This window comes from Acinetobacter sp. C15, from assembly GCF_013420645.1.
GTDB lineage: Bacteria > Pseudomonadota > Gammaproteobacteria > Pseudomonadales > Moraxellaceae > Acinetobacter > Acinetobacter indicus.
The window spans coordinates 85,760-109,927 of the sequence record NZ_VOXR01000005.1; the positions used below are offsets into that span (position 1 = coordinate 85,760).

Here is a 24,168-nt window from a genome sequence, read left to right on the forward strand (position 1 = left end):
GGTTTTCGCCGCAGATTTGTCATCAAAACACTTTAAAATCATTGGTGAGTGTGGCTTTTTCCGTTATAATTTGGCGTTTTTAAATTTTAAGCCCGTATAACAGCAGAGAAAATCTTGTCAGACTGTTATGCTTTTAGCCAAATCGAGAATTATGGAGTGACTTGGTTGTGAGTACTCGTTTTATGACATCAGCTGAAATTCGTGAAGCATTTTTGCGTTACTTTGAATCGCAAGGGCATACACGTGTCGCGTCGAGTTCTCTGGTTCCCGCCAACGACCCAACGTTGCTGTTCACCAATGCTGGTATGAACCAGTTTAAAGATTGTTTCTTAGGTCTGGAAAAGCGCGATTATGTCCGTGCCGTATCTTCACAAAAATGTGTACGTGCCGGTGGTAAACACAACGACTTAGATAACGTCGGTTATACCGCGCGTCACCACACCTTCTTTGAAATGTTGGGTAACTTCTCTTTTGGGGATTACTTCAAGCGTGATGCGATCAAGTTTGCCTGGGAATTCCTGACCGGTGATGAATGGTTAGCCCTGCCAAAAGACAAACTGTATGCCACGGTTTACCACACCGATGACGAAGCATTCGACATCTGGAACAAGGAAATCGGTTTAGCACCAGAACGTATTATCCGTATTGGCGACAACAAAGGCGAGAAATACGCATCTGATAACTTCTGGGCTATGGGTGATACCGGTCCATGCGGTCCATGTTCTGAAATTTTCTTTGACCATGGCGATCATATCTGGGGTGGCCTACCAGGCACACCTGAAGAAGATGGCGACCGTTTCATTGAAATCTGGAACAACGTCTTTATGCAGTTCAACCGTACTGCTGATGGCGTATTGCACCCGCTTCCTGCTCCTTCGGTCGATACCGGTATGGGCTTGGAACGTATTTCTGCCGTATTACAGCACGTCAACTCCAACTACGAAATTGACCTGTTCCAGCATCTTTTAAAAGCAGCAGCTGAAATTATTGGTCTAGATACCTCTGCACTTGAAGCGGAAGCCAAAGAAAAAGGCACACCGGTACAATATCCAGCTTCACTTAAAGTGGTGGCTGACCATGCCCGTTCTTGCTGCTTCCTGATTGCAGATGGCGTCAATCCGTCTAACGAAGGACGGGGTTATGTACTGCGCCGTATTATCCGCCGTGCCGTGCGTCATGGTAACAAACTCGGTGCAACCGGTTCATTCTTTCACAAAATGCTGCAACCGCTGATTGAAGTAATGGGTGCGGCGTATCCTGAACTGGAAGCTCAAAAAGCACGTATTGAAGCGCAATTACTGAAAGAAGAAGAACAATTCGCCAAAACACTTGAGCAAGGTTTGAAATTGCTTGAAGGCGAACTGGCGAACTTAAAAGGTTCTGTGATTCCAGGCGAAGTGGTATTTAAACTGTATGACACTTACGGTTTCCCGACCGACCTAACCGCAGATATTGCCCGTGAACGCGACCTAACCATTGATGAAGCTGGCTTTGAAGTTGAAATGGCAGCACAGCGTCAACGTGCACGTGATGCCGGTAAATTTGCCATCGACTATAACAGCGTAGTCAAAGTGGATGGTGAAACCCAGTTTGATGGTTACGATGCCACTGCAGGTCAAGGTCAAATCATTGCCATCTATAAAGATGGCGAACAGGTTGACGAAGTCGCTGAAGGTGATGAAGCACTGATCGTCCTGAACCAGACGCCATTCTATGCGGAAAGCGGTGGTCAGATCGGTGATACCGGTATTTTCAAAAACGACACCGGTATTTTTGAAGTGCAAGACACCAAAAAATCGGGCGGCGCTTTTGTACACCAGGGTATTGTAACCATGGGTAGCCTGAAAGCAGCACAAAACGTGGAAGCAATTGTCAAAGCGGACATTCGTGCTGCGACTGCGCGTAACCACTCTGCCACTCACCTGCTGCACGCTGCGCTGCGTCAAATTCTGGGCTCACACGTACAGCAAAAAGGCTCACTGGTTGCATCAGACGTATTACGTTTTGACTTTGCCAACGACCAGCCGGTTTCATTTGAACAGCTGCAAGAAATTGAGCGTCTGGTGAATGCTGAAGTGATTGCCAATACCGAAGTGACCACTGAGCTGTTAGATATCGAATCTGCGAAAGCCAAAGGCGCGATGATGCTGTTCGGTGAAAAATACGGTGATGAAGTTCGCGTACTGTCTATGGGTTCAGTAATTGAAGAGAAAAACTTCTCGATCGAACTATGTGGCGGTATTCACGTGAAACGCACTGGTGACATCGGTCTGTTCAAAATAACCTCTGAAGGTGGTGTGGCTGCAGGCGTGCGTCGTATTGAAGCGGTGACAGGCACCAAAGCGATTGAAGCTGCGCAAAAAGCTGATCGTGACATCAACACCATTAATGCGCTGTTAAAAGCACAGAAAGAGCAAACCATTGAGAAGGTTGAAGCAATTGTTGAAACAGCATCTAGCCTGCAAAAACAGATTGAACAGCTGAATCAGAAACTGGCCAGCCTGCAAGCGGGTGAACTTTTAAGTCAAGTTCAGACCATTGCTGGCCGTGCAACACTTATTACCACTGTTCAGGGTATGGATGCCAAAGCACTGCGCAACCTGCATGACGGTGTGAAATCAAAATTAGACAACGCAGTGATTGTCCTTGCCGGTGTAGAGGGTGACAAAGTGAGCCTGATTGCATCCGTTGCAAAAGACTTTACCGCGTCTATTAAAGCAGGTGACATCATCAAACACTTGGCCTCTGAGCTTGGTGGTAAAGGTGGTGGTAAACCTGACTTAGCACAAGGTGGCGCGCCACTAAACGAGAAGTTTGCCTCAGTCATGGCTGATTTAACTGCCTGGCTGGAAGCAAAATAACTTCACTTTTGTGTAACTGACCCTGGCGGCAATCAGGGTCATGGCTTATATGGAACAACTATGGCATTAATCGTTCAAAAATATGGCGGTACTTCTATGGGTACGCCCGAGCGCATTTTAAATGTTGCTCGTCGCGTAAAGCGCTGGCATGACCATGGCCACAAGGTGGTCGTTGTTGTATCAGCAATGAGTGGCGAAACCAATCGCCTGCTCGCTCTCGCGAAAGCCATTACCGACACCCCTGACCCACGTGAACTTGACCAGATGGTTTCTACGGGTGAGCAGGTAACGATTTCCATGTTAGCTATGGCGCTCAATTCTATTGGCGTAGAAGCTAAATCTCTAACCGGTCGCCAAGTCGGAATTAAAACTGACAGCGCGTTCACCAAAGCCCGTATTGAAGCGATTGACACCGATGTCATGACTGGTCATTTAGATGCCGGCCGTGTGATTGTGGTTGCAGGCTTCCAAGGTGTAGATGAGCAAGGCAATACCACAACTTTAGGCCGCGGTGGTTCAGATACAACCGGTGTTGCGTTAGCCGCAGCATTAAAAGCAGATGAATGCCAGATCTACACCGATGTTGATGGTGTATACACCACTGACCCGCGTGTTGCGCCAAAAGCAAAAAAAGTGGATCGTATTTCTTTTGAAGAAATGCTGGAAATGGCATCTTTAGGCTCAAAAGTCCTGCAAATCCGTTCTGTAGAATTTGCTGGTAAATATCAGGTGCCTTTACGCGTACTATCTAGCTTCGATAACGACAACGATGGTGCATTTGACGAAGAGTTTAAAAACAACGTCGGAACTCTTATTACTACTGAATTGGAAGACAACATGGAACAGCCAATTATCTCAGGTATCGCGTTTAACCGTGACGAAGCTAAACTGACTATTCTCGGTGTGCCAGATGAGCCAGGTATTGCCTCTAAAATCTTGGCCCCAATTGGCGCTGCCAACATTGAAGTGGATATGATTATCCAGAACGTTGAAGAAGATGGCACCACTGATTTCACCTTTACCGTAAACCGTGGTGAACTGGCCAAAGCCAAAGCGATTCTTGAAGCGACTGCACAGGAAATTGGTGCACGTGAAGTTGCAACCCGTGACGACATCGTGAAAGTGTCAATTGTCGGCGTGGGTATGCGTTCACATGCTGGCGTAGCGAGCAAAATGTTCACCGCACTTGCAGACGAAGGCATCAACATTCTGATGATCTCGACCTCTGAAATCAAAATTTCAGTGATTATTGAAGAAAACTATTTAGAGCTTGCAGTTCGTTCACTGCACACGGCGTTCGGTTTAGACCGCGAGTCAGGTGAATCAAGCGCGCGTGCTTAATCTGTAGTCAGCAATTATTGCAATTGTCAGACAATATTGCGAAAAACTACAAAAAATCAGAGCCACTATAGTATTTTTTATAGTGGCTCTGTTATATTGAAATAATGAGAATTAGAAATCTTAACAGAATTGTATCCGACAAGGTTTTGTCAGGGAGAGTTCTGATAAAATTTCGCTTGAAATATTTTGTGCTTTTCAAAACTTTCAAATCAATGCAGGTTTAGCATTTTGCAAGGAGATAAACATGCTGATTCTGACCCGACGTGTCGGAGAAACATTAATGATTGGGGATCAAGTCAGTGTTACTGTACTTGGTGTCAAAGGCAACCAGGTGCGTATTGGTGTGAATGCGCCAAAAGAAGTGTCTGTTCATCGTGAAGAAATTTATCAACGTATTCAACATGAACGTGCCATGCATGAGCATTTGCAACATCTCGATCAGGATTATCAGCCTTCTTATGAAGATGATAATTACCCACAAAATAACTTTAACCGTTAAGACTTAAAGTTATCTTGTTATAAAGCGGCTCTACGGCCGCTTTAAGTTTTTTTAGCGCTTCAAAATTATTGCTGTTCCAGCAAAGCCAGCGCTTTACGTACTGGTCCAAAACTACGGCGATGCTCTGTAGTTACGCCATGCAAAGCTATTGCTTCAAAATGCGCTTTGGTCGGATAGCCCTTATGCTTGGCAAAACCAAACTGTGGAAACTTCTGGTCCAGTTCCAGCATCTGCCGGTCACGGGTGACTTTGGCCAGAATACTGGCTGCGGAAATTTCGGCGTGCAAGGCATCTCCACCCACCACCGCTTCACACGGCATGTTTAGTCCTTGCGGAATTTTATTGCCATCGACCAGGACCTGATCGGGCTGGACCTGCAAGGCTTCAACCGCACGGCGCATAGCCAGCAATGAGGCCTGTAAAATATTCAGCTCGTCAATTTCAGCCGGACTGGCTTCAGCAATGGCCCAAGCCAAGGCTTTTTCCTGAATCTCAATGAATAACTTTTCACGTTTCTTTTCACTCAGTTTCTTGGAATCATTCAAGCCCGCAATCGGATTGTTCGGATCCAGAATGACTGCCGCAGCCACCACGGTTCCCACCAGAGGCCCGCGCCCTGCTTCATCTACACCAGCAATTTTCATCGACATTATTACCTTCAATAAAATAGGCTGAACCTGTCAGCCTATTTCTTTCATCTTGCGCTTATTGTACTGCTTCTTGCACACAAGCATGAATGGTTTTTGATACAACATTGCTCACAATGGTGGCACGCGCTGCCGGGTCAATCGCTGCTGTCGCCAAGTCTACCGCAGTCACATTTTGTGGTGCTTTTTCGCTGACACAACCACAGATTTCAGTCTGGATATTTTGCTTTTGGGTGCTGGTCATGACTTTGGTGGCCGTTTGCCATGCCGGAATGTTGTTTAGCTCGGTCACACATTTGGCATTAATCGCAATTTTCAGTGCTGCGCCGCCCAATTGCTGGGTCGTTGTTGCCGCTGTAGGCTGAGTGGTGCCTGTAGATGCACATGCGCTTAACAGTAATGCCAGCGGTGCTAAAACATAAGCCAACTTTTTCATGTATTTTCCTTCAGTTTTGCGTCATTTTACCGGCCTATTTTAAGGGCTTTAGCGCGGATTCGGTTTATCTTTTTGACCGCAATGCACAAATAAATGGCAAATTTAAGCATTATCCAGGGCAACTGCCTGCTTCATATCCGCAAATACCGTTGGACAGGCCGATTGCACCCGGTTCCAGCTTGGAATAAAAGACTGCTGGTTCGGATAATTCATAAACTGCTCCCCTGCCTCGACAATACTCTGAGCAAATAATTCCACCACATTTTCTTCGCTGTGCCGGTCATAGTTCAGGCCATTGGTGGTGGCATCATAATAATAGTGATCAATCAGATCCAGCGCATTACGATAATAGGCCGCGCGGATAATCCGAATATTGTCCAGACTGACCTGCACCCCCAGCGCCGCCAGCTTACGGAAAAATGCCAGTGCGATATCCCGGCTCATCCGTTTTAGGCCACCATCCCCATTGGCGGTGGTGACTTCCTGATGTTTATGTTCATAATCATCGGCAATATCGACCTGACAGATGCGCTTGGTGGAATAGTTGCGGTAAATTTCCGAGAGCACGCCAATTTCCAGGCCCCAATCGCCCGACACCTTCAGGTCACGCAGTGCTTCGACATGAATTGCCATCTCTCCAGACAAGGGATAACGAAAGGCTGAAAGATAAAGCAGATAATCCAGCGGTCCGAAGACTTTTTTCAGGGCCTGCAATAAAGGTGACACCAGCAGACGTGACACCCGACCATTCATTTTCCGGTTGGCCACCCGCGCATAATAACCTTTGGAAAACTGGAAGCTGAATTGTGGATGTACCATCGGATAAATCAGCCGGGCCAGCATGTCGCGTTTATAGGTACAAATATCGCAATCATGCATCGCCACCACCTGGCTCTTGCCTTCAGCCATAGCATAACCGGCACAATACCAGACATTACGGCCCTTACCGCGCTGCAAAGGCGCGACATTTAACTGATTTAACTGCTGATGCAGCTGCTGCAAACGCGGTCCATCATTCCATAAAATTACATGGTTTTGCGGCAACACCGAGAAGAATTCCCGCGCATGAGCAAACTGCTCCGCATTGGCCTGATCCAGACCAATAATAATCTGCTGGATATAATCGGCGCCTTTTAATTCCTCGACAATCTGGGTTAAGGCCGGATGCTCAAGCTCGGAATATAAGGAAGGTAAAATTAAGGTGACCGGTTTGGACTTGGTAAATTCGCGAAGTTCCTGTTCGTATTCATGTAGATGGCGCTGTTTTAAATCATGTATTGTTGTAATCATGCCTTCTTGTGCAAAATCGACCATCTTCCTCTCCAGTTTATTGTTGTAAAAAGTGCTGTAATCCTTCTGCCCAACCCGCTGGTGCCTGCTGCCGGGTGAAGTACACAGAATCGTGTTCTAATGCCAATGCTGCTTTATACGGCCGTTTGACCACCACGGCATGCTGACAGGCTTTCAGCATATCGAGATCATTTTCACTGTCCCCCAGCCCAATACACACCATTTGCGCCGGATAAAACTGTTTCAGCCAGTTCACTGCCAGCGATTTATCACAGTCACGGCTTAAAATATGGCTAAAGCGTCCACCATGAACCATATGCAAATTACTGGCCAGATGTTGTGCAAGCAGCGCTTCATCTTCGGCCCGGCTATCCGGTTTCCAGATAATGACTTCGCTATACGGACGTTCTAAAGCCCGGGCTGCATCGTTCAGCGCCAAACCGGTCAATGCTGCAATCTGCGCAGCATCACAGTCACTAAAGCATTGAAAATTTAAGCCATAGTCTGTTTTTAACTGCTGGAGTTGTGCAGCAATGTCGGTATTGGATAAGGGACTTTGATAGTCATGCTGCGCATTAAAATAGATATATGCCCCATTTTCAGCCACAAAAGGCATGCCACTTAAACCGAGCTGTTGCTGCAAATGGCGGATTTCCGCTGCAGTTTTACTGCTACATAAAATAACCGGAGAATCCGGAATTAAACGCTGGATCAGCTCTGTGTTCTGCCCATAGCTGTAATTATCATGATTTAATAAAGTCCCATCTAAATCTGTAAAAATTATAAATTTTGGCATCTGTACTTATATTGGCTTTATCTGTGTAGAATCCTATAAGATTCTCAGCTTAATATTGCTTTAACTTACTTTTTTAAAACAAGAAAGTAACAGGCCTACATGAAGTAGGCCTATTTTTTTCATCATTTTATGAAGCTAGATGCGCTTATAGCGCCTGGATTTTTTCAATCCAGGCCTGTTTCTGCGCTGCTGGCAGGAACGAGGCTTCAAAGGAGTTAATCGCCAGTTGTTTTAGCTCATCTGCACTTAAATCTAACGCTTCGGTAATGGCAATAAAGTTGTCATTCATATAGCCGCCGAAATAAGACGGGTCATCCGAGTTAACCGTCACCTTCACGCCCTGCTGTAACAAACGGCGGATATTGTGCTGCTGCATATCCTGCACAACGCACAGTTTTAAATTACTGAGCGGGCACACCGTAAGCGGCATTTCATCCTGAATCAGACGCTGCATCAGTGCAGGATCTTCTTCAGAACGCACGCCGTGGTCAATACGATTCACTTTCAGTAAGTCCAGTGCTTCCCAGATATATTCTGGTGGACCTTCTTCACCGGCATGCGCCACCACCAAGAAACCGTATTCACGGGCTTTGGCAAAAACGCGGGCAAATTTAGCAGGTGGATGCCCGACTTCGCTAGAATCCAGACCGACTGCAATAATCTGCTCTTTATATGGCAGTGCCTGTTCCAGCGTTGCAAATGCTGCTTCTTCGCTAAGATGACGCAAGAAACACATGATTAAACGGGAACTGATGCCAAGTTTGCTTTGTGCATCATCACAGGCACGTTGTAAACCGTTAATCACCGTTGCAAAGGCAATCCCACGGTCGGTATGGGTTTGTGGATCGAAGAATATTTCGGTATGTACCACCTGATCTTCTGCACACTTTTCAAAATAGGCCCAGGCCAGATCATAAAAGTCCTGCTCATGTACCAGTACATTGGCACCGGCATAATAGATGTCTAAAAACGACTGCAGGTTATGAAAGTTATAGGCTTCTTTTACTTCCTCGACTGACTGATATGGAATGGCAATATTGTTACGCTGCGCGATGGCAAACATCAGTTCTGGCTCAAACGTCCCTTCAATATGGACATGCAACTCTGCCTTGGGTAAGGCGCGAATCAGCTCAAATTGATTCATCTCTCATCCTCATGAAAATAAAAAAGGGTGCAAACCGAGTTTACACCCTCAAAATGGTTGCTGGGGATTAACCGCCAAATAACGCAAATTTTAATGCCCACAATACTGCAATAATCCACACCATATACGGCACAGATGAAGCTTTACCGGTCAACAGCTTAATCAGCGCATAGCTAATAAAGCCCATGGCAATACCGTCTGCAATCGAGTAGGTAAATGGCATAAATACGATGGTCAGGAAGGCTGGAACCGCTTCGGTAATATCTTCCCAGTCAATATGTACAATGCCCTGAATCATCAGCACACCCACAAATAACAAGGCAGGTGCAGTAGCAAAGCCCGGTACCGATTGGGCCAGTGGCGCCAGGAATAAACACAGTACAAACAGCACCGCGACCACTACTGCAGTCAGACCAGTACGACCACCCGCTGCAACACCAGCAGACGATTCAATATACGGTGTGGTTGAAGAGGTACCTAGTGCTGCACCCGCCACAATGGCAGATGAATCGGCAAATAAGGCTTTTTTCAAACGTGGCAATTTACCATCTTTGAGCAGGCCTGCACGGTGTGAAACGCCGACCAGGGTACCGGTTGAGTCAAACAGATCGACCAGGAAGAAAACGAAAATCACTCCAATCAGGCTGGCAGTAAACAGACCTTCAAAGTCCATTTGCATGAATGTTGGCGCGATAGACGGGATTTCACCGACCACACCTTTAAATTCGCTTAAGCCCAAAGCCGTAGAAATAGCCGTTAACACCAGAATACTGATGATAATTGCACCGCGCACCTTGAACTGGTGCATCACCACAATCATCAGGAAGCCAAATAAGGCCAGCAACACTGAAGGCTGTTTCAAGTCGCCCAGACCCACCAAAGTCGCCGGATTATCGACAATAATGCCGGAATTTTTCAATGCGATTAAAGCCAGGAATAAACCAATCCCGCCGCCAATGGCCAGTTTCAGGGACATTGGAATGGCATTGACAATGGCTTCACGAATTTTGAACATGCTGATGGCAATAAACACCAGACCGGATACAAACACCGCGGCCAGCGCAGTTTGCCAAGGCACACCCATGCCCAGACAGACCGAATAGGTGAAATAGGCATTCAGGCCCATACCCGGTGCCAGCGCAATCGGATAGTTGGCAATCAGTCCCATTACCAGACAGCCAATTGCGGCTGCCAGACAGGTTGCAACAAAGACAGCCCCGTGATCCATGCCGGTTTCGGATAAAATCATTGGATTGACAATAATGATGTAACACATAGTTAAGAATGTGGTTACACCAGCAAGAACCTCAGTACGAAAACTGGTCTTGTTTTCGCTTAACTTAAATAAGCGCTCAAGCACATTTTCTGAAGATGGATTAGGAGTCGTCATGACCTCGCCCTTGTAAATAAACTTAAATACCCAACAGTGATGCGAAAGTACGGAGAAAATTCATCCCTACCCCTAGCATTGCCAAGCAACGGATATGCCAAAAGTTACACGCACAGGATAAGTCTATTTAGCCATTATGCTTTGAGCCCTTAACAGCTCAAATCAGATAAATTCTAAACAAAAAAGCCGCATAACTTTATGCAGCTTTACTTACCATAATTAAATCAACTATTTAAAAAATAAATACGCTAATTTAATTGTCTAATGGGTAAATTATATCACACTGATTTTTCATTGTTTCTAAAATTTATCTTTAATTTTCATTCAGAGCATTTCATGCTGAATTAGAATTTTTGGCCTAAACTTCCAGCCCGCTCAATAGAGGGTTCGATCTGTCGCATGTGATCATCCAGCGATGAACGATGTGAAGCCCGATCTTGTTCAATCAGATGCAGAGAGTCGCGTGCCTCCTGCACAATATTCTGCATTTCTTGTTGTCTGCGGTGTTGTTCCTGCTGAAACACCCAGACCATTAACAGGACAACCATGACAATAAAGGTCACGATCAGGATTTGCCTCATGTTCTTTACTATTATTAAACAAATTTAATTTATACTAACAGAAAAATAAACAATATATGAACCATGTCACAACTTTCAGTTTGTGTATTAATCAAATTTTAACAATTCAAGCATTCAATTGGCCTTTAACTCACTCCTACCCTTACCTATTGAAATTTCAATTTCCTGACACCCATAAAAAAGTCCGCACTGGGCGGACTGTTTAGCCTTAACCGCAGGATGCTTGCACAATTTTATTACTGTTCGGATCAATGGTTACTGTGACTCGGTCAGCGCGATAATCCATGGTGACCGGCTGGCCAGGATGGACGCTGCGAACAATTTTGGCCTGGGTCCGCTGCTTGATTTCGCTCTGTGGCAAACTGCCCGATTGCCCGATCAGCTTTTTGGCTTCTTCTGCCACACACTGGCCTGGCTGCTGACGGAACAGCGCCCATTCTTCAACGATACTGCCATCTGGCAAATGGCAATAGCCCACCTGACCACTGTGTTCGTCTTTAATTTCCAGTCGGCCGCCCTGTTCAATACAATATTGACTGGCCGGATTGGCAAGTCCTACCTGTGCTGGGGGTTGCTGTACGGTGCTACAGGCCATAAGCGAGGCTGCAAGCGCAGCAAAAAGAACAATATTTTTCATGGGCAGTATTCTTGTATAAAAAATATTAGCCTAGCAAATTTTACTGGACCTGCTGTGTCTTTTTGCAAAAGAGGGAGAAAGCTTCTTGTTAGTCTTGATGAGGGACAGCTTTGACTTATATAGAGCTATTACTGATAAATTGGTGGATGGAGAAATTACAGAGATAAAAAAAGGCTTATAAGTGTTTCACTTATAAGCCTTTAAAATTTGGTAGGCATATCCAGACTCGAACTGGAGACCTCTACGATGTCAACGTAGCGCTCTAACCAACTGAGCTATACGCCTATATGTGACGCATCATATTCACTTTTAAATTTTATGACAAGCCTTTTCTATGATTTTTCAATGCAGATGCACAAGAATTCAGCAATGCTTTGAATTTTTTCAAATCTGCCTCAGAAACCTGCTCAGATGCATACTGCATCTGCTCATATAACTGCACGGTCTGCTTAAACACATGATGCTGCTGTGACTCAGCCTGAGCCGCCAAACGAGACATCCACATGTTAAACGTTTCAGCAGGCTTTTTCTGTAATTCAGGCGGTAACGGCTTCGAAAACGTCTGCAACAGCTGGGCAAGTTTTGGCTGCCGGCGAAGATGCTGATAATACAACCAGGCCATATATAGCCCCAGCAGACCTAAAATGGTCAGTATCAGCATCAGGATATTGGCATAGCTGGAATGTAGCCCCAGTTTGGCCAGCCAGCCCCGCTGCGACTCGGCATTATAGCCCACCACCTTGCTTTGCCATTGATAGCTGGCATAGTCGCTCCAGATACGCAGTTTATTCATTAAATGATAATGCCGATAAGTCCAGCCACTGCCGCGCTCGCCCAATACCGCCTGATCTTCCGCAATCAGGTTTTGCATGCCCTGCTCAACCCGCTGCGGACTAATCATTGCTGTGGGGTCAAAACGCTGCCATTTGCCGTTTAACAGCACTTCGGTCCAGGCATGCGCATCTAACTGGCGTACTTCCCAACTTTTACCATCTGGGGCCAGCTCTCCACCCTGATAACCGGTGACCACCCGCGCCGGAATTCCGACATAACGCATCAGCATCACAAAACTGGAAGCATAATGTTCACAAAAGCCCTGACGTGACTGAAACAGGAACTCATCAACACGATGTTGCCCTAATCGCCCCGGGGTTAAGGTATATACAAAGCCATTTTCCCGATACCAGCGCAGCACCTGCTGTACATAACGCTCAGGATCTTGTCCGCTGTGCAAAAATAAACGCTGGGCCAGTTGCTGTGCCTGCAAGTCCTGCTGTACCGGAAATTGAGTATTGATGCGTAAATTCAAGTGAGCATTACTCACGGTCTGGGTCTGGATATCGCCAATCCAGCGCAACGGAATCGGCTCGATCCGCTGGGTTAAACGCCGCGGTACAATGCCCCAATCCTGCTGGCTATAATAACGGCGCTCCAACGGAACCGATTTCTCTAGCCCCATCACCCAGCGCACACCCGGGTCAGCCGCCAGATATTGATAATCAAAACTACGCGCCTGCGCCGGCTGCAATACATCGCTACGCATTAACGGCTGCTGGTTAACAAAGCTGCTACTCCAGCGCTGGCCATCATATTCATCCAGCACCATCGCCCGCCAATACAGTTCATGTCGTGGTGGCAGTTGCTGCACATCGCCAATAATCCGAAAGGCCAGTGCGCTGGATTGCGACAGCTCGGCAATATCGCCCGGCGACATGCTGTCACTAATTCCGGTAATGCCTTTATTTTCCGGAATCGGAATATGCCACAGTGGCGGCAGCCGCGGGAAAAACGTAAACAGCAAGACAAAAAAAGGCAGTGCATACAGCACAAAACGCCCCACATGGCGGGCATCGCGCTTTAAGGCCTGTACAGCCGAAGCCTGATATTCAAATTCGCTGGTTTGCAGGCGATACAGCCCGATCAGACAGCTGAGCAGGCTTAAAATGACCATAAAGGCCATCCAGATTGACTGGCTAAACAAAAAGGAACTGGCACTGACAAATAGCGCGAAATTGAACAGGATAATCACATCGCGCCGGGTTCGGGTTTCGAGGGCCTTGGCAAATAAAAAGGTTGATAACACCGCCACGCCGGCCTCTACCCCAATAAAGGCACGGTACTGTAAATAAATACTCAGCAGCGCCAGCGCAATCAGGCTAAAGGTCCAGTATTTGGCAATCGGCTGACGCCCGGGCTGCAGACTGAAATACAGACTAATCAGGATGATGATAAAAATTATACTAAGCAGCACAGGCAGATAGATCAGCTGTGCCAGTAACAGCAGGCCCAGGCTTGAGAGAATCGAAATACGGATACTGGAATTCATCTTTATGCCTGCGCCAACAGTTGTTTGGCGAGCAGCAATTGCTGCTCGCCACAGGCGGCCGGTAATTCTACCTGCGGCAAATACAGGGCATAGGCACATTGCTGCTGTTCACACTGCTCGACTAGGCCCATCATTAGGCTGAGTTTTTCTTCATGCGATGTGCTGGGCATCTGCGCATAGTCAATTTCAAGCTGCTGCTGATTCTGATATTGCTCAAAGACCTTGACGTATAAACCCTGGCCACGCGCCACCTGTTTCCAGGACACCGCCTGCAAGGAATCTCCGAGCTGATAACTGCGCAGCTCCCGGAATTCATCTAAATCAGGTTCTTCATTGTGCCGGTTGTGTTTATTTTCAGTGGTGTGCTGCGCCGCTTTCGGTGCAATCCAGGCAAAGTCATTGAAATACAGATAGGTCCAGGCACGTACCAGACCAAAGGGATAAACCGAATATAACTGGATGGCCGGATAATGAAACTTGCCGCGCTGGGCAGTATAAAAAGCTAAGCTATACTGCTGTTTGGCTTCACTCAGCGCCAGTTTATGTAATTGCTGATCAACCTGAATCCACAGATAACGCAGCTGTGGCGTATCCTGCTGAAAAAACAGGTGCAGCTGGACATTTTCCCCGGCCTGCCCGACCTGCTGTGCCACCACCTCAAGCTGCAAGCCATGCAGCTGCTTAAAGGTCAAATAAAAACTGATACGTTGCAGCAGCTGCTGGGTTTCACCCTCACTTAAACCAATACGATGTGCCACCACCGCCACAAAAACCGCTTGTACATCATCCGGAGTGACAAAACTGCGCTGTTCAATTAACGCATGTGCCTGGGCGGCTTTTTTCAGGGCCAGTACTCCGCGCGTCGATAGTCCATGCCGGTTTTTACGGCTGGCTTCGGCCAGATCCAGAATATAATCCTGTACGGCGTCACTGACATACAGCCGATGCACCTGCTGTTGTAATTCCAGGATTTCATCTTCACTAAACACATGCTGCAAACTGGCAATCAGGCTCTGCCGGGAAGATTGCTGCAGCAATAGTTTTTCTGCATAACGCGATGGATAGCCCAGTGATAAACGCATTAAAAAGCGATCCAGTTGTGATTCAGGCAATGCATAGGTTCCGCTTTGAAACAGCGGATTCTGGGTAGCAATGACCCAAAATGGTTGCGGCAGTTCGTAACGCACGCCATCGACCGTGACGTTGCCCTCTTCCATTGCTTCCAGCAAGGCACTCTGGGTTTTCGGGCTACAGCGGTTAATTTCATCGGCCAATAAAATCTGGGTAAAAATCGGGCCTTGCTTAAACTCAAACTGATGTTCTTTCTGATTAAACATGTTCACCCCAATTACATCACTGGCCAGCATGTCATTGGTAAACTGAATCCGCTGAAATTTCAGTCCGGCCAAATGCGCCAGACTGCTGGATAAGGTAGTTTTGCCCAGACCGGGTAAATCTTCAAACAGCACATGGCCGCCGGCCAGTAAACAGACCAGTGCCAGTTTGGTCTGCTGCTGTTTATCTAAAACAATCTGATTAACCTGTTCAAGGAACTGCTGGATTTTGGGTGCATAGCGCTGCAGCTCGCTCTGGAGCTGCGCCTGATCGTGTACTGGTTCCGACTTCTTATCCTGTTTCATGCCCCAAATCACCTTCATTCCCCAAATAAAAACGGTGTATGCCCTAACATACACCGTTTTGTTTTTTTTCTAAAGAAATCAGATGATTTCTAGATTTTTAACACGGACACTTCTTCAGGTTTCCGGAAGATGGATAACGTGAATCGACACAGTGCCGGTAAAAGGTTTTGGCATCCATCGCTTCCAGATCCGGATGATGCTGCCGCATGTGCTCCAGATAGGTCTGATAATCAGGCACCCCCACCATCAGCCGGAAACTTTGCTGCAAACGCTGCCACAATGTGGCAATCCGCGACCAGTTTTTAGGATTCAGGATTAAATCCTTCTGCGACATCACGGTCATTTTGATGATTTTATAAATCACCATTTTACCCGCTCGAGCAAATTTCAGATTCATCTTCTCGCTCCTTAATGGCCTTTGGCCGGCTGAATATCTTCAGGATTGCGGTAAATTGCTTCTGCTTCATGCACGGTTGGTTCCGGATTGGCCAAGGCACGGCGAATCACCCCAATCGCAGCAAACAGCATCACAAACGCCACAATCATAAAGAAGCCACACAATGCCGCATTAATCTGGTTCGACATTGCCACAGTCTGCATTTCCGCAATACTTTTGGCCGGTGCCAGAATTTCATTATTGGCAATGGCGGTATTGAAACGCTCTGCCTGCGCCAGGAAGCCGATCTTCGGATTTTCGTGGAAAATCTTCTGCCAGCCAGCAGTCATCGAGGTGATAAACAGGAACACGGTCGGGATAATCGTCACCCAGACATATTTCTGTTTCTTCATCTTGAACAGGATGACAGTACCAAGAATGAGCGCCATCGCAGCCAGAATCTGGTTACCAATACCAAACAGTGGCCACAAGCTGTTAATCCCGCCAAGTGGATCGACCACGCCCTGATAGACGAAGAAGCCCCAACCTGCCACCGCAACTGCTGTCCCCAGCAAGTTACCAAAGAAGTTGTGAGATTTTTTCACCGCAGGAATCACAATACCTACGGTATCCTGAACCATAAAACGGCAGGCACGGGTACCGGCATCCACCGCTGTCAGAATGAACAGCGCCTCAAACAGAATGGCAAAGTGATACCAGAACGCCATCATTTCACGGCTATTGAAAATCTCGGTGATGATATGGGCCATACCAATCGCGAAGGTTGGCGCACCACCGGTACGGGACAGAATCGAGTTTTCACCGACTTCCTGGGCCAGCAAGGTCAAGGCTTCAGGCGTGACCACAAAACCAAGGTTACGCACAGCTTCTGCTGCCGTATCTACCGACGTACCCAGTAAAGCCGCTGGCGAGTTAATCGCGAAATACACACCCGGATCAAGCACCGCGGCACAGATCAGCGCCATAATCGCCACGAAAGATTCCATCAACATACCGCCATAACCAATCATACGGATATCGCGTTCGTTGTTGACCAGTTTTGGCGTGGTTCCTGAAGACACCAGGGCGTGGAAACCGGAAATCGCACCACAGGCAATGGTAATAAACAGGAATGGGAACAGCGAACCGGCAAATACCGGACCAGTCCCATCAACAAACTTGGTGACCGCTGGCAGTTTCATTTCCGGCATGGCAAATAAAATACCAATCGCCAGACCTGCAATGACACCAATTTTCAAGAAAGTTGACAGATAATCACGCGGTGCCAATAACAGCCACACCGGTAAAACCGACGCAATAAAACCGTAAATGATCAATGCCCAGGTCAGCTCAGTCCCTGACAAGGTAAAGAACGGTCCCCAGTACGGATGCTGCGCAATGTTTTCACCGTAGATGATGCCAAGCATCATCAGCACAAAACCGATAATCGACACTTCTGCAATTTTACCCGGACGGATAAAACGCATGTAAATGCCCATAAAAATGGCAATCGGAATGGTGGCGGCAATACTGAATACACCCCACGGACTGTTGGTCAGGGCTTTCACCACCACCAGCGCCAGTACCGCCAGGATGATAATCATCACCCCAAGTGCACCCAGCATCACGATAATACCGGCAAAGCTGCCCAGTTCCTGCTTGGCCATTTCACCCAGTGAGCGGCCGTCACGACGGGTCGAAATAAACAGCACCAGGAAATCCTGTACCGCACCGGCCAGCACTACCCCGACCAATAGCCAGATGGTGCCCGGTAAATAACCCATTTGCGCTGCCAGAATAGGACCAACCAGCGGTCCGGCACCGGCAATCGCGGCAAAGTGATGGCCGAACAGGACACTTTTATTGGTCGGCACATAATCTAAACCGTCGGCCAGCCGATGCGCGGGAGTTAAACGCCTGGCATTGAGCTCAAAGACTTTATTGGCAATAAATAAACTGTAGAAGCGGTAAGCAATGCTATAGACACAGGCGGCGGCAAGGACCAGCCAGACTGCGTTTACATGCTCACCACGGCTGAGCGCCAGAATCCCGAAAGACACTGCACCCACAATAGCGACGAGCAGCCAGATAATTTTCGAAGTTAGGCTCGACTTCGTTGGTAATGTTTCCATTCAATCCCTCATATTTTCGATGCATTTAAATCAGCTTGATTGTTGTTGTTCGAGGTACTGCTGTTTTCCTTTGCGACTTTACGCCTGTTATTTTTCTATGCCTCTAAGACTTTGGCATAAAAAAAGGGATGATTGATCATCATCCCTTCGATAATAGTATATTTTTACACCATTATGCACGTTCTAAATATTCACCAGTACGGGTATCTACACGAACGCTTTCTTCTTGCTGAACGAATAATGGAACACGTACCACAGCACCTGTTTCAAGTTTCGCTGGCTTACCGCCACCGCCAGAAGTATCACCACGAACACCTGGATCAGTTTCAACAATTTTTAATACCACGAAGTTCGGAGCGCTAACGTTTAAAGGCACGCCGTTGAACAACATAATGGTACATTTTTCATTAGAATCGTCTTTTAACCATTTTGCAGCATCGCCCATAGCTGTTTTATCAGCTGCGATCTGTTCAAATGTTACAGGATCCATGAAGTTCCACAGTTCGCCGTCATTGTACAAGTAGTCCATTTCTACTTCTACAATGTCAGCAGCTTCTAGTGAATCACCAGATTTGAAAGTTTTTTCTAATACTTTACCTGTTTTAAGGTTACGTAATTTCACACGGTTGAAGGCCTGACCTTTACCTGGTTTTACGTATTCGTTTTCCATGATTGAACATGGGTTACCATCAAGCATAACCTTAAGGCCTGACTTGAATTCATTCGTAGAATAATTGGCCATGACTGGCACACTCCAAACTTACTAACTTTAAGCTATCGATGCTACGGGCTGTTGCGATGTCATTTAGCAAGTCTGACACGAACATTAGTTGCCACATGCACATTCATTTTATGTGACGTATTCTAAATGACCAATATACCTTGCCGCAATGAAAAATTATTGTTTAACCGGCCGCTGCTGCCTAAGTTACAAGCAGATATCCATCTACCGGCTTTATTCCCAACTGGCAGATGCTTAAAATCAGCGCAGCTCGTTTTGGACTCCGCCTGGCCCGGATGTCCTGATTTTTCGCACACAAAGCACATTCCCAGCGCCTGCAAACTGTTAAACTAGCACGATTAGGCCTTGCCCTCCCACTTCCATGATTCTTTTCCGGCATGACAAACTATTTGTATCAACAGCAAAACTGGCAATCACAGCTCAGTGATTTAATTACCGATCCTCAAGAGTTACTGAGTCTTCTGCAACTGTCGCCTGAACAGTTACTCTCCGGCGCAATTCTGGCATCTGAACAGTTTAAATTACGTGTGCCGCGTGCATTCGTCGGAAAAATGAAAGTCGCCGATCCCTTTGATCCGCTGCTGTTACAGGTCTTGCCACATCATCTGGAACTGGAAGATCATCCTGAATTTGTCACCGATCCCTTAGGTGAAGAACAGGCCAACCAGCAACCGGGTGTCCTGCACAAATATAAGTCGCGTTTTTTACTGACCCTGACCGGGGCCTGTGCGGTACATTGCCGCTATTGTTTCCGCCGCCATTTCCCCTATCAGGACAACCTGCCTAAAAATGAAGATTGGCTAAACATCAAACAATATATTGAATCTCAGCCCGACATTAACGAAGTGATTTTAAGTGGCGGCGATCCATTAACGTTAACCAATCGACGTTTACAGAGCTGGATCGAACGTCTGGAATCGCTGCCGCAGATTAAATTTTTGAGAATTCATTCACGCGTTCCGATTGTAATCCCCAACCGTGTCGATGAAACGCTGATTTCCATATTAAAAAACAGTAGGCTACGGATTATTCTGGTGGTACACTCAAATCATGCATCAGAATTGGATGACTTCACTTGCCGTACATTAAATACACTGGTGAAACATCAAATTACCGTCCTGAATCAGGCAGTTTTACTTCGTGGGGTGAATGATTCTGCTCAGGTTCTGGTCGATTTAAGTTATCGCCTGTTCGATGCTGGGGTGATGCCGTATTACTTGCATGTATTAGATAAAGTGAAAGGTGCACATCATTTCGATCTGATGCCACAGGACATCGATCTTATTTATAAAGAGGTTTTAGCGAACTTGCCGGGTTATCTGGTTCCTAAACTCGTTAGGGAAATTGCGGGCGAAAAGAATAAAACACCGCTTTTTGGGGTTTCAACTGCTTGAATTTGAGTTAAATAACAACGATGACTATGAATCATTCAGATATTTTTCAGGTTGCCACTGAGCTGAAATTGGAACAGCTCAGTTTTTGCCAGAATTCTGTCAAAAGTATTCAGGAGTGGGCAGCTGACTTATCCATTTTACAGCTTGGGGACTCGTCAAAAGCCTTGTTCAAAGCCTTACTGGAAATTTCTGAACTCAAATGTCAGGAAACCTTGCGCTTTGACCTGATTCAGGCCATTCACCCGACGCTGGAAAATGTCCTGACCAGCCTGGAAAAACACTTTTTTAACCAGGGTCTGATTAGCAGCGACCGCAATGAGCATATTATCGAGCTGGCGCTGTTGTTACGTAGTCATTTTGCCAAAGTCTATATTGAAATCGCGCGCCGCAGTCACCGCCAGCTGGCCCAGCAGAAGTTTTCCATTTTTGCCTTTAACCTGAAAAAGAACCTGCAGACTGCGCGGACTGTGGCCACCTATTATGCGCTGCAACAACTGACCTTATTGCTGTATCAGCAACAGATGCTATATAGCTCGCCATTTTCCGGGCAATGGCTCACTGCGCATCAACTGTTTAACTGCGCGCTGCAGCACAATTTTCATCAGAACAATATTAACCATCTGCAAGGCACCCAGCATCAGCTGCAAAATATCAGTCAGGCCTATGTGCAATTAATCCTGCTGGATATTTTCAATACCCATCAGATTCGTCCAGCCGAAATTCAGGGGCTGTATCTCTGCAGTTTTGACTGGGTCAAGCTGATTCAGATTTTGCCCAAAGAAACCACCCTGTCACGCTATATTGTCGATACCAATAAAGACTATCCGCCAATTTATAACTCGCATCAATCGGGTGATTTTGAGCCGGGTATTTTTATTTCGACGCAGGCACTGCTGGATCATATTAGTGAAAATCAGGGCCGCAAGGCCGAACATTTCTCCCGCAATGAAAAGCTGTTTTTAACTCCGGCCCTGCATTTTCATATTCATACCCTGCTCACTCATAATCCTGAGCGTCGCCATGAACGTTATGAATATTCGGCCCGGGTCAAAATCTGTTTTGGCTTAAGCGTGGCGCACTTCTATTTGTCTAAAGGCAAGAATTTTCAGGAAACCCTGCAACTGGGTGAAAATTACCAGTTCCAGAGTGAAAGCCAGTTCATCAACCAGATGCACAGTCATGCCACTGCCGACATCAGTAAAATCCAGAATCTGGACCGCGAGGCCAAACAGATTTACGGCGCGGAAGTGCTGGATATCAGTGTGAATGGTTACCGGATTAAATGGGAAGGTGAAACGCCAAAAAACCTTAAAACCGGTGAATTTATTCTGGTGCAGGAAAATCCGCAAAGTCCGTGGCGTGGCGGTGTGATTCGCTGGATTAAACAGTCGACTGACAAAACCCTGGAACTGGGCCTTGAAGTACTGGCGCAGGACATTATTCCATGTGCCGTCTATGTGAAATCTGACCGGCATAGCGGGCATTATCATCCTGCCCTGCTCATGCAGAGCTCACAGCTAAATGAAGTCAGCACTCATCTTATTTTACCGGGGATTCAATTATTAAGAGACAAGCAGACCGTACAGCTGCGTTTAGGGGATGAAGACATTAAAGTCTTTTTAATTAAACCGTTACTCATTACTCAAAGCTTTATGCGTTTTGACTTTGAACTGTTAAATGACCAGCAGCAAGCCACAGTCGATGCCTTTATTCACAAGCAGATGAATGACGTTAAGAATCAAGATTTATGGGAAGCGTTGAAGTGAGAAATCCTTTACTATCTAAAAAATTTAAACGTACCGAAACACGTTTACTCATTATCGATGATAACCAAATCCGTTTTAATCAGATTTGCGAACAGCTGAATGCACAGGAACATACCGTGCAGGCCACCCTGCTCGATGACCTGCAAAATTTTGAAAAACAGCTGAATTTAACCTGGGATGTGGTGATTTTTGGCCGCGCCTACGACTTGAAAATTGATCAGGCCCTGACCCTGATTCGCGCCTCAAAACAGCCGAATTTACCACTGGTATTATTGCAGCCTGAAGACTATGATGCCACCCAATATAGCGCCCTCATCCGCAAAGGCATTTATGATCTGGTCAACCTGAACGATAGTGACAGTTTCTATCTAGGTCTGCTTCGTGCCCTCTCTTTCAGCCGTTTGCAGCAAACCCATGCCCAGCTCAAAGAAGAGCTGGAAAATGCCCAGACGCAGGCGCAGTCTCTGGTGGAAGACAGCAACAAGGCGGTGGCGATTATTCAGGAAGGCATTCATGTACAGGCCAATCAGGAATATTTACAGCTGTTTGGCTTTCAGAATGAAGATGAGATTATTGGTCTGCCTTTGCTTGACCTGTTGCAACCGGAAGATCTGGCTGATTTTAAACTGCGTTTCAAAAAAGTATCGCAAGGTCAGTTTGATTTAGGCCGTTTTAGCTACAGCTCTTTAAATAGTCATGTCGCCGCGCAAAATCCGCTACAGCTGGAATTTTTACCGGCCACTGATGAAGATGCCTTGCAGCTGACCATTGATATTCAGCAAGCTGCTACAGCACCCGCCAAGGCCAGCAATGAAAGCACAGCTGGTCAGCAGCCGACCCATCAGCTGATTAACCGCACCCTGAACAATCAGCCATCCAAAATTAATGCGCTGGTGGTATTTGCCCTGGCCTCCTGCCCTGAAAAAGTCTTGCAATCGGACTGGGTTACGCTGAAAAACTATTTCGGTAATATTAAAACCTTCCTGAAAGAACAGACCAATGTGCCTTTATTCAAGGTCAATTCATCGATCTATATTGGCTTGTTCCAGGCAGAATCAACCACCATTTTGCATTCCAAACTGATTGGTCTCAGCTCACTGAGTAAACCGCAGTTATTGAGCGTCAATGGGCAAAGTTATCCGCTGAATTTCCGTATGGGCTATGCGGTACTAGAAGGTGAAATTGCCGACAGCACCCAGTTTGAACAGCTGATGGAACGTGCCTTTGTAACCGCACTGCCTTATCAGCAAAAAGATGAGCAAAGCCTCGGACTGGATTTATCCATGACCGATCTGTCGCTGGAAATTGTCGAGCCAAAGGTTGCACCTGTGGTCGAAACCGCTGCTTCATCGCTATTAGGCGCCTTACGCCACAGCCTGGATCGTAATGAAATTCATCTGAAATATCAACAACTTTACGACAAGCATGATACTAACTTATATACCTACGAAGTAACCAGCGGCTTTATTTTCAATAACGAATGGCAACCACTGACTGGCTTAATTGACTTAGCAGAAGACCCTGAATTAGCCATTAAACTGGATCGCTGGATTCTGGTCGAAGCCTGCAAACAGCTACATAACTTCATTACCCAATATCCGGAAGCCAAGCTGATTGTTAACCTGAACAAGCATGTGCTGTTACAAGACCGCGCTTTCCCGGAATTTGTGTCCAAACTGATTACCATTGTGGGCAGTCAGCAGGCTTATCCGTTAATTCTGCAATTCTCTGAAGAAGATGTGAGCCAGAACCTGATGGATGCCCAAAAGCAGATGCATTTGCTGCATCAGCATGGCGCGGAAATTTCTATCCGTGAATTCGGCCAGTCGATGTATAGCGAATCCATTCTTAAACAGCTGGATGTGCAATATGTGACCCTGCATCCATCGCTGACCAGCAAACTGATGCAAGATAGCGCAACTCAGGAGCTACAGGAACAGATTCAGCAGTTTAGCGAAATCAAGCCGGTGGAAGTGGTGCTGCATGAACTAAACGATATGAACCTATTTGCCAACGCCTGGAATGTGGATGCCCGTTATATTCAGGGTGATTACTTCCAGAAGAAACTGGATCATCTCATTGATGTACAAGACCAATAAGGTCTTGTACTTTTCACCCGAAGCGCAGGCACAAAAAAACGGGCAAATGCCCGTTTTTTTCATTCTGGGTA

The 24,168-nt window shown here is 46.6% G+C and carries 18 protein-coding genes, 1 tRNA gene and 2 pseudogenes; 6 read left to right on the top strand and 15 right to left on the bottom strand.

The features are described from left to right. Positions 1–167: 167 nt before the first annotated feature. The 3 genes from alaS to csrA all read left to right on the top strand — a co-directional run bounded on the left by alaS (position 168) and on the right by csrA (position 4,701). A complete protein-coding gene (alaS, locus tag FTT63_RS03550) occupies positions 168–2,861 on the top strand; it encodes an alanine--tRNA ligase (protein WP_180191992.1) in 2,694 nt (897 codons plus the stop codon). Between the two features lie 60 nt (positions 2,862–2,921). Next, complete coding sequence (locus FTT63_RS03555) at positions 2,922–4,202, top strand: aspartate kinase (protein WP_005177009.1); 1,281 nt, start codon at positions 2,922–2,924, stop codon at positions 4,200–4,202. A gap of 244 nt (positions 4,203–4,446) precedes the next feature. Beyond that, positions 4,447–4,701, top strand: coding sequence for a carbon storage regulator CsrA (gene csrA, locus FTT63_RS03560; protein ID WP_016658388.1), 255 nt, complete (start codon positions 4,447–4,449; stop codon positions 4,699–4,701). Between the two features lie 65 nt (positions 4,702–4,766). Here csrA and rnhB read toward each other — a convergent pair whose 3' ends face one another. The 15 genes and pseudogenes from rnhB to efp all read right to left on the bottom strand — a co-directional run bounded on the left by rnhB (position 4,767) and on the right by efp (position 18,838). Continuing rightward, positions 4,767–5,345, bottom strand: coding sequence for a ribonuclease HII (rnhB, locus tag FTT63_RS03565; RefSeq protein WP_104500160.1), 579 nt, complete (start codon positions 5,343–5,345; stop codon positions 4,767–4,769). A 61-nt stretch (positions 5,346–5,406) separates the two neighbouring features. Continuing rightward, the gene (locus FTT63_RS03570) at positions 5,407–5,784 is read right to left on the bottom strand and encodes a hypothetical protein (RefSeq protein ID WP_005177001.1); all 378 of its coding nucleotides are present in this window, start codon (positions 5,782–5,784) and stop codon (positions 5,407–5,409) included. A gap of 102 nt (positions 5,785–5,886) precedes the next feature. Beyond that, entirely contained in the window at positions 5,887–7,098 is a 1,212-nt protein-coding gene (locus FTT63_RS03575) for a glycosyl transferase (protein WP_180191993.1), read from the bottom strand. Positions 7,099–7,111: 13 nt separating this feature from the next. Next, the gene (locus tag FTT63_RS03580; protein WP_127799245.1) at positions 7,112–7,870 is read right to left on the bottom strand and encodes a mannosyl-3-phosphoglycerate phosphatase; all 759 of its coding nucleotides are present in this window, start codon (positions 7,868–7,870) and stop codon (positions 7,112–7,114) included. 145 nt (positions 7,871–8,015) lie between these two features. Beyond that, positions 8,016–9,014 carry an adenosine deaminase gene (locus FTT63_RS03585; RefSeq protein ID WP_127799247.1) on the bottom strand — a complete coding sequence of 333 codons (999 nt, stop codon included), beginning with the start codon at positions 9,012–9,014 and terminating at the stop codon, positions 8,016–8,018. 67 nt (positions 9,015–9,081) lie between these two features. Beyond that, positions 9,082–10,404, bottom strand: coding sequence for an NCS2 family permease (locus FTT63_RS03590; RefSeq protein ID WP_127799249.1), 1,323 nt, complete (start codon positions 10,402–10,404; stop codon positions 9,082–9,084). A gap of 344 nt (positions 10,405–10,748) precedes the next feature. Continuing rightward, the gene (locus FTT63_RS03595) at positions 10,749–10,985 is read right to left on the bottom strand and encodes a hypothetical protein (RefSeq protein ID WP_075166657.1); all 237 of its coding nucleotides are present in this window, start codon (positions 10,983–10,985) and stop codon (positions 10,749–10,751) included. A 208-nt stretch (positions 10,986–11,193) separates the two neighbouring features. Next, complete coding sequence (locus tag FTT63_RS03600) at positions 11,194–11,622, bottom strand: I78 family peptidase inhibitor (protein ID WP_005176977.1); 429 nt, start codon at positions 11,620–11,622, stop codon at positions 11,194–11,196. Positions 11,623–11,830: 208 nt separating this feature from the next. Further along, positions 11,831–11,907: transfer RNA gene (locus FTT63_RS03605), tRNA-Val, on the bottom strand. Positions 11,908–11,938: 31 nt separating this feature from the next. Beyond that, entirely contained in the window at positions 11,939–13,948 is a 2,010-nt protein-coding gene (locus FTT63_RS03610; RefSeq protein WP_127799253.1) for a DUF3488 and transglutaminase-like domain-containing protein, read from the bottom strand. Positions 13,949–13,950: 2 nt separating this feature from the next. Then, positions 13,951–14,652 (bottom strand): annotated as a pseudogene (locus tag FTT63_RS03615) (DUF58 domain-containing protein); the annotation flags it as partial. After that, positions 14,647–15,588: pseudogene (locus tag FTT63_RS03620) on the bottom strand (AAA family ATPase); the annotation flags it as partial. The pseudogenes FTT63_RS03615 and FTT63_RS03620, both read right to left, overlap by 6 nt. A gap of 97 nt (positions 15,589–15,685) precedes the next feature. Next, entirely contained in the window at positions 15,686–15,985 is a 300-nt protein-coding gene (locus tag FTT63_RS03625; RefSeq protein ID WP_127799257.1) for a YbdD/YjiX family protein, read from the bottom strand. A gap of 11 nt (positions 15,986–15,996) precedes the next feature. Continuing rightward, positions 15,997–18,096, bottom strand: coding sequence for a carbon starvation CstA family protein (locus FTT63_RS03630; RefSeq protein ID WP_127799259.1), 2,100 nt, complete (start codon positions 18,094–18,096; stop codon positions 15,997–15,999). 172 nt (positions 18,097–18,268) lie between these two features. Further along, positions 18,269–18,838, bottom strand: coding sequence for an elongation factor P (gene efp, locus FTT63_RS03635; RefSeq protein ID WP_005176835.1), 570 nt, complete (start codon positions 18,836–18,838; stop codon positions 18,269–18,271). Between the two features lie 377 nt (positions 18,839–19,215). Here efp and epmB point away from each other — a divergent pair, with 377 nt between their 5' ends. Genes epmB through FTT63_RS03650 form a run of 3 tightly spaced genes read left to right on the top strand, consistent with a single transcriptional unit; the run spans position 19,216 to position 24,097 of the window. Beyond that, positions 19,216–20,232, top strand: coding sequence for an EF-P beta-lysylation protein EpmB (gene epmB / locus FTT63_RS03640; RefSeq protein ID WP_127799261.1), 1,017 nt, complete (start codon positions 19,216–19,218; stop codon positions 20,230–20,232). 20 nt (positions 20,233–20,252) lie between these two features. After that, positions 20,253–21,998 (top strand): GTPase, encoded by a 1,746-nt coding sequence (locus FTT63_RS03645; RefSeq protein WP_171499824.1) that lies wholly within the window; start codon positions 20,253–20,255, stop codon positions 21,996–21,998. After that, positions 21,980–24,097, top strand: coding sequence for an EAL domain-containing protein (locus tag FTT63_RS03650; protein WP_163145936.1), 2,118 nt, complete (start codon positions 21,980–21,982; stop codon positions 24,095–24,097). The genes FTT63_RS03645 and FTT63_RS03650 overlap by 19 nt, the downstream gene beginning before the upstream one ends. The last annotated feature ends 71 nt before the right edge of the window (positions 24,098–24,168 follow it).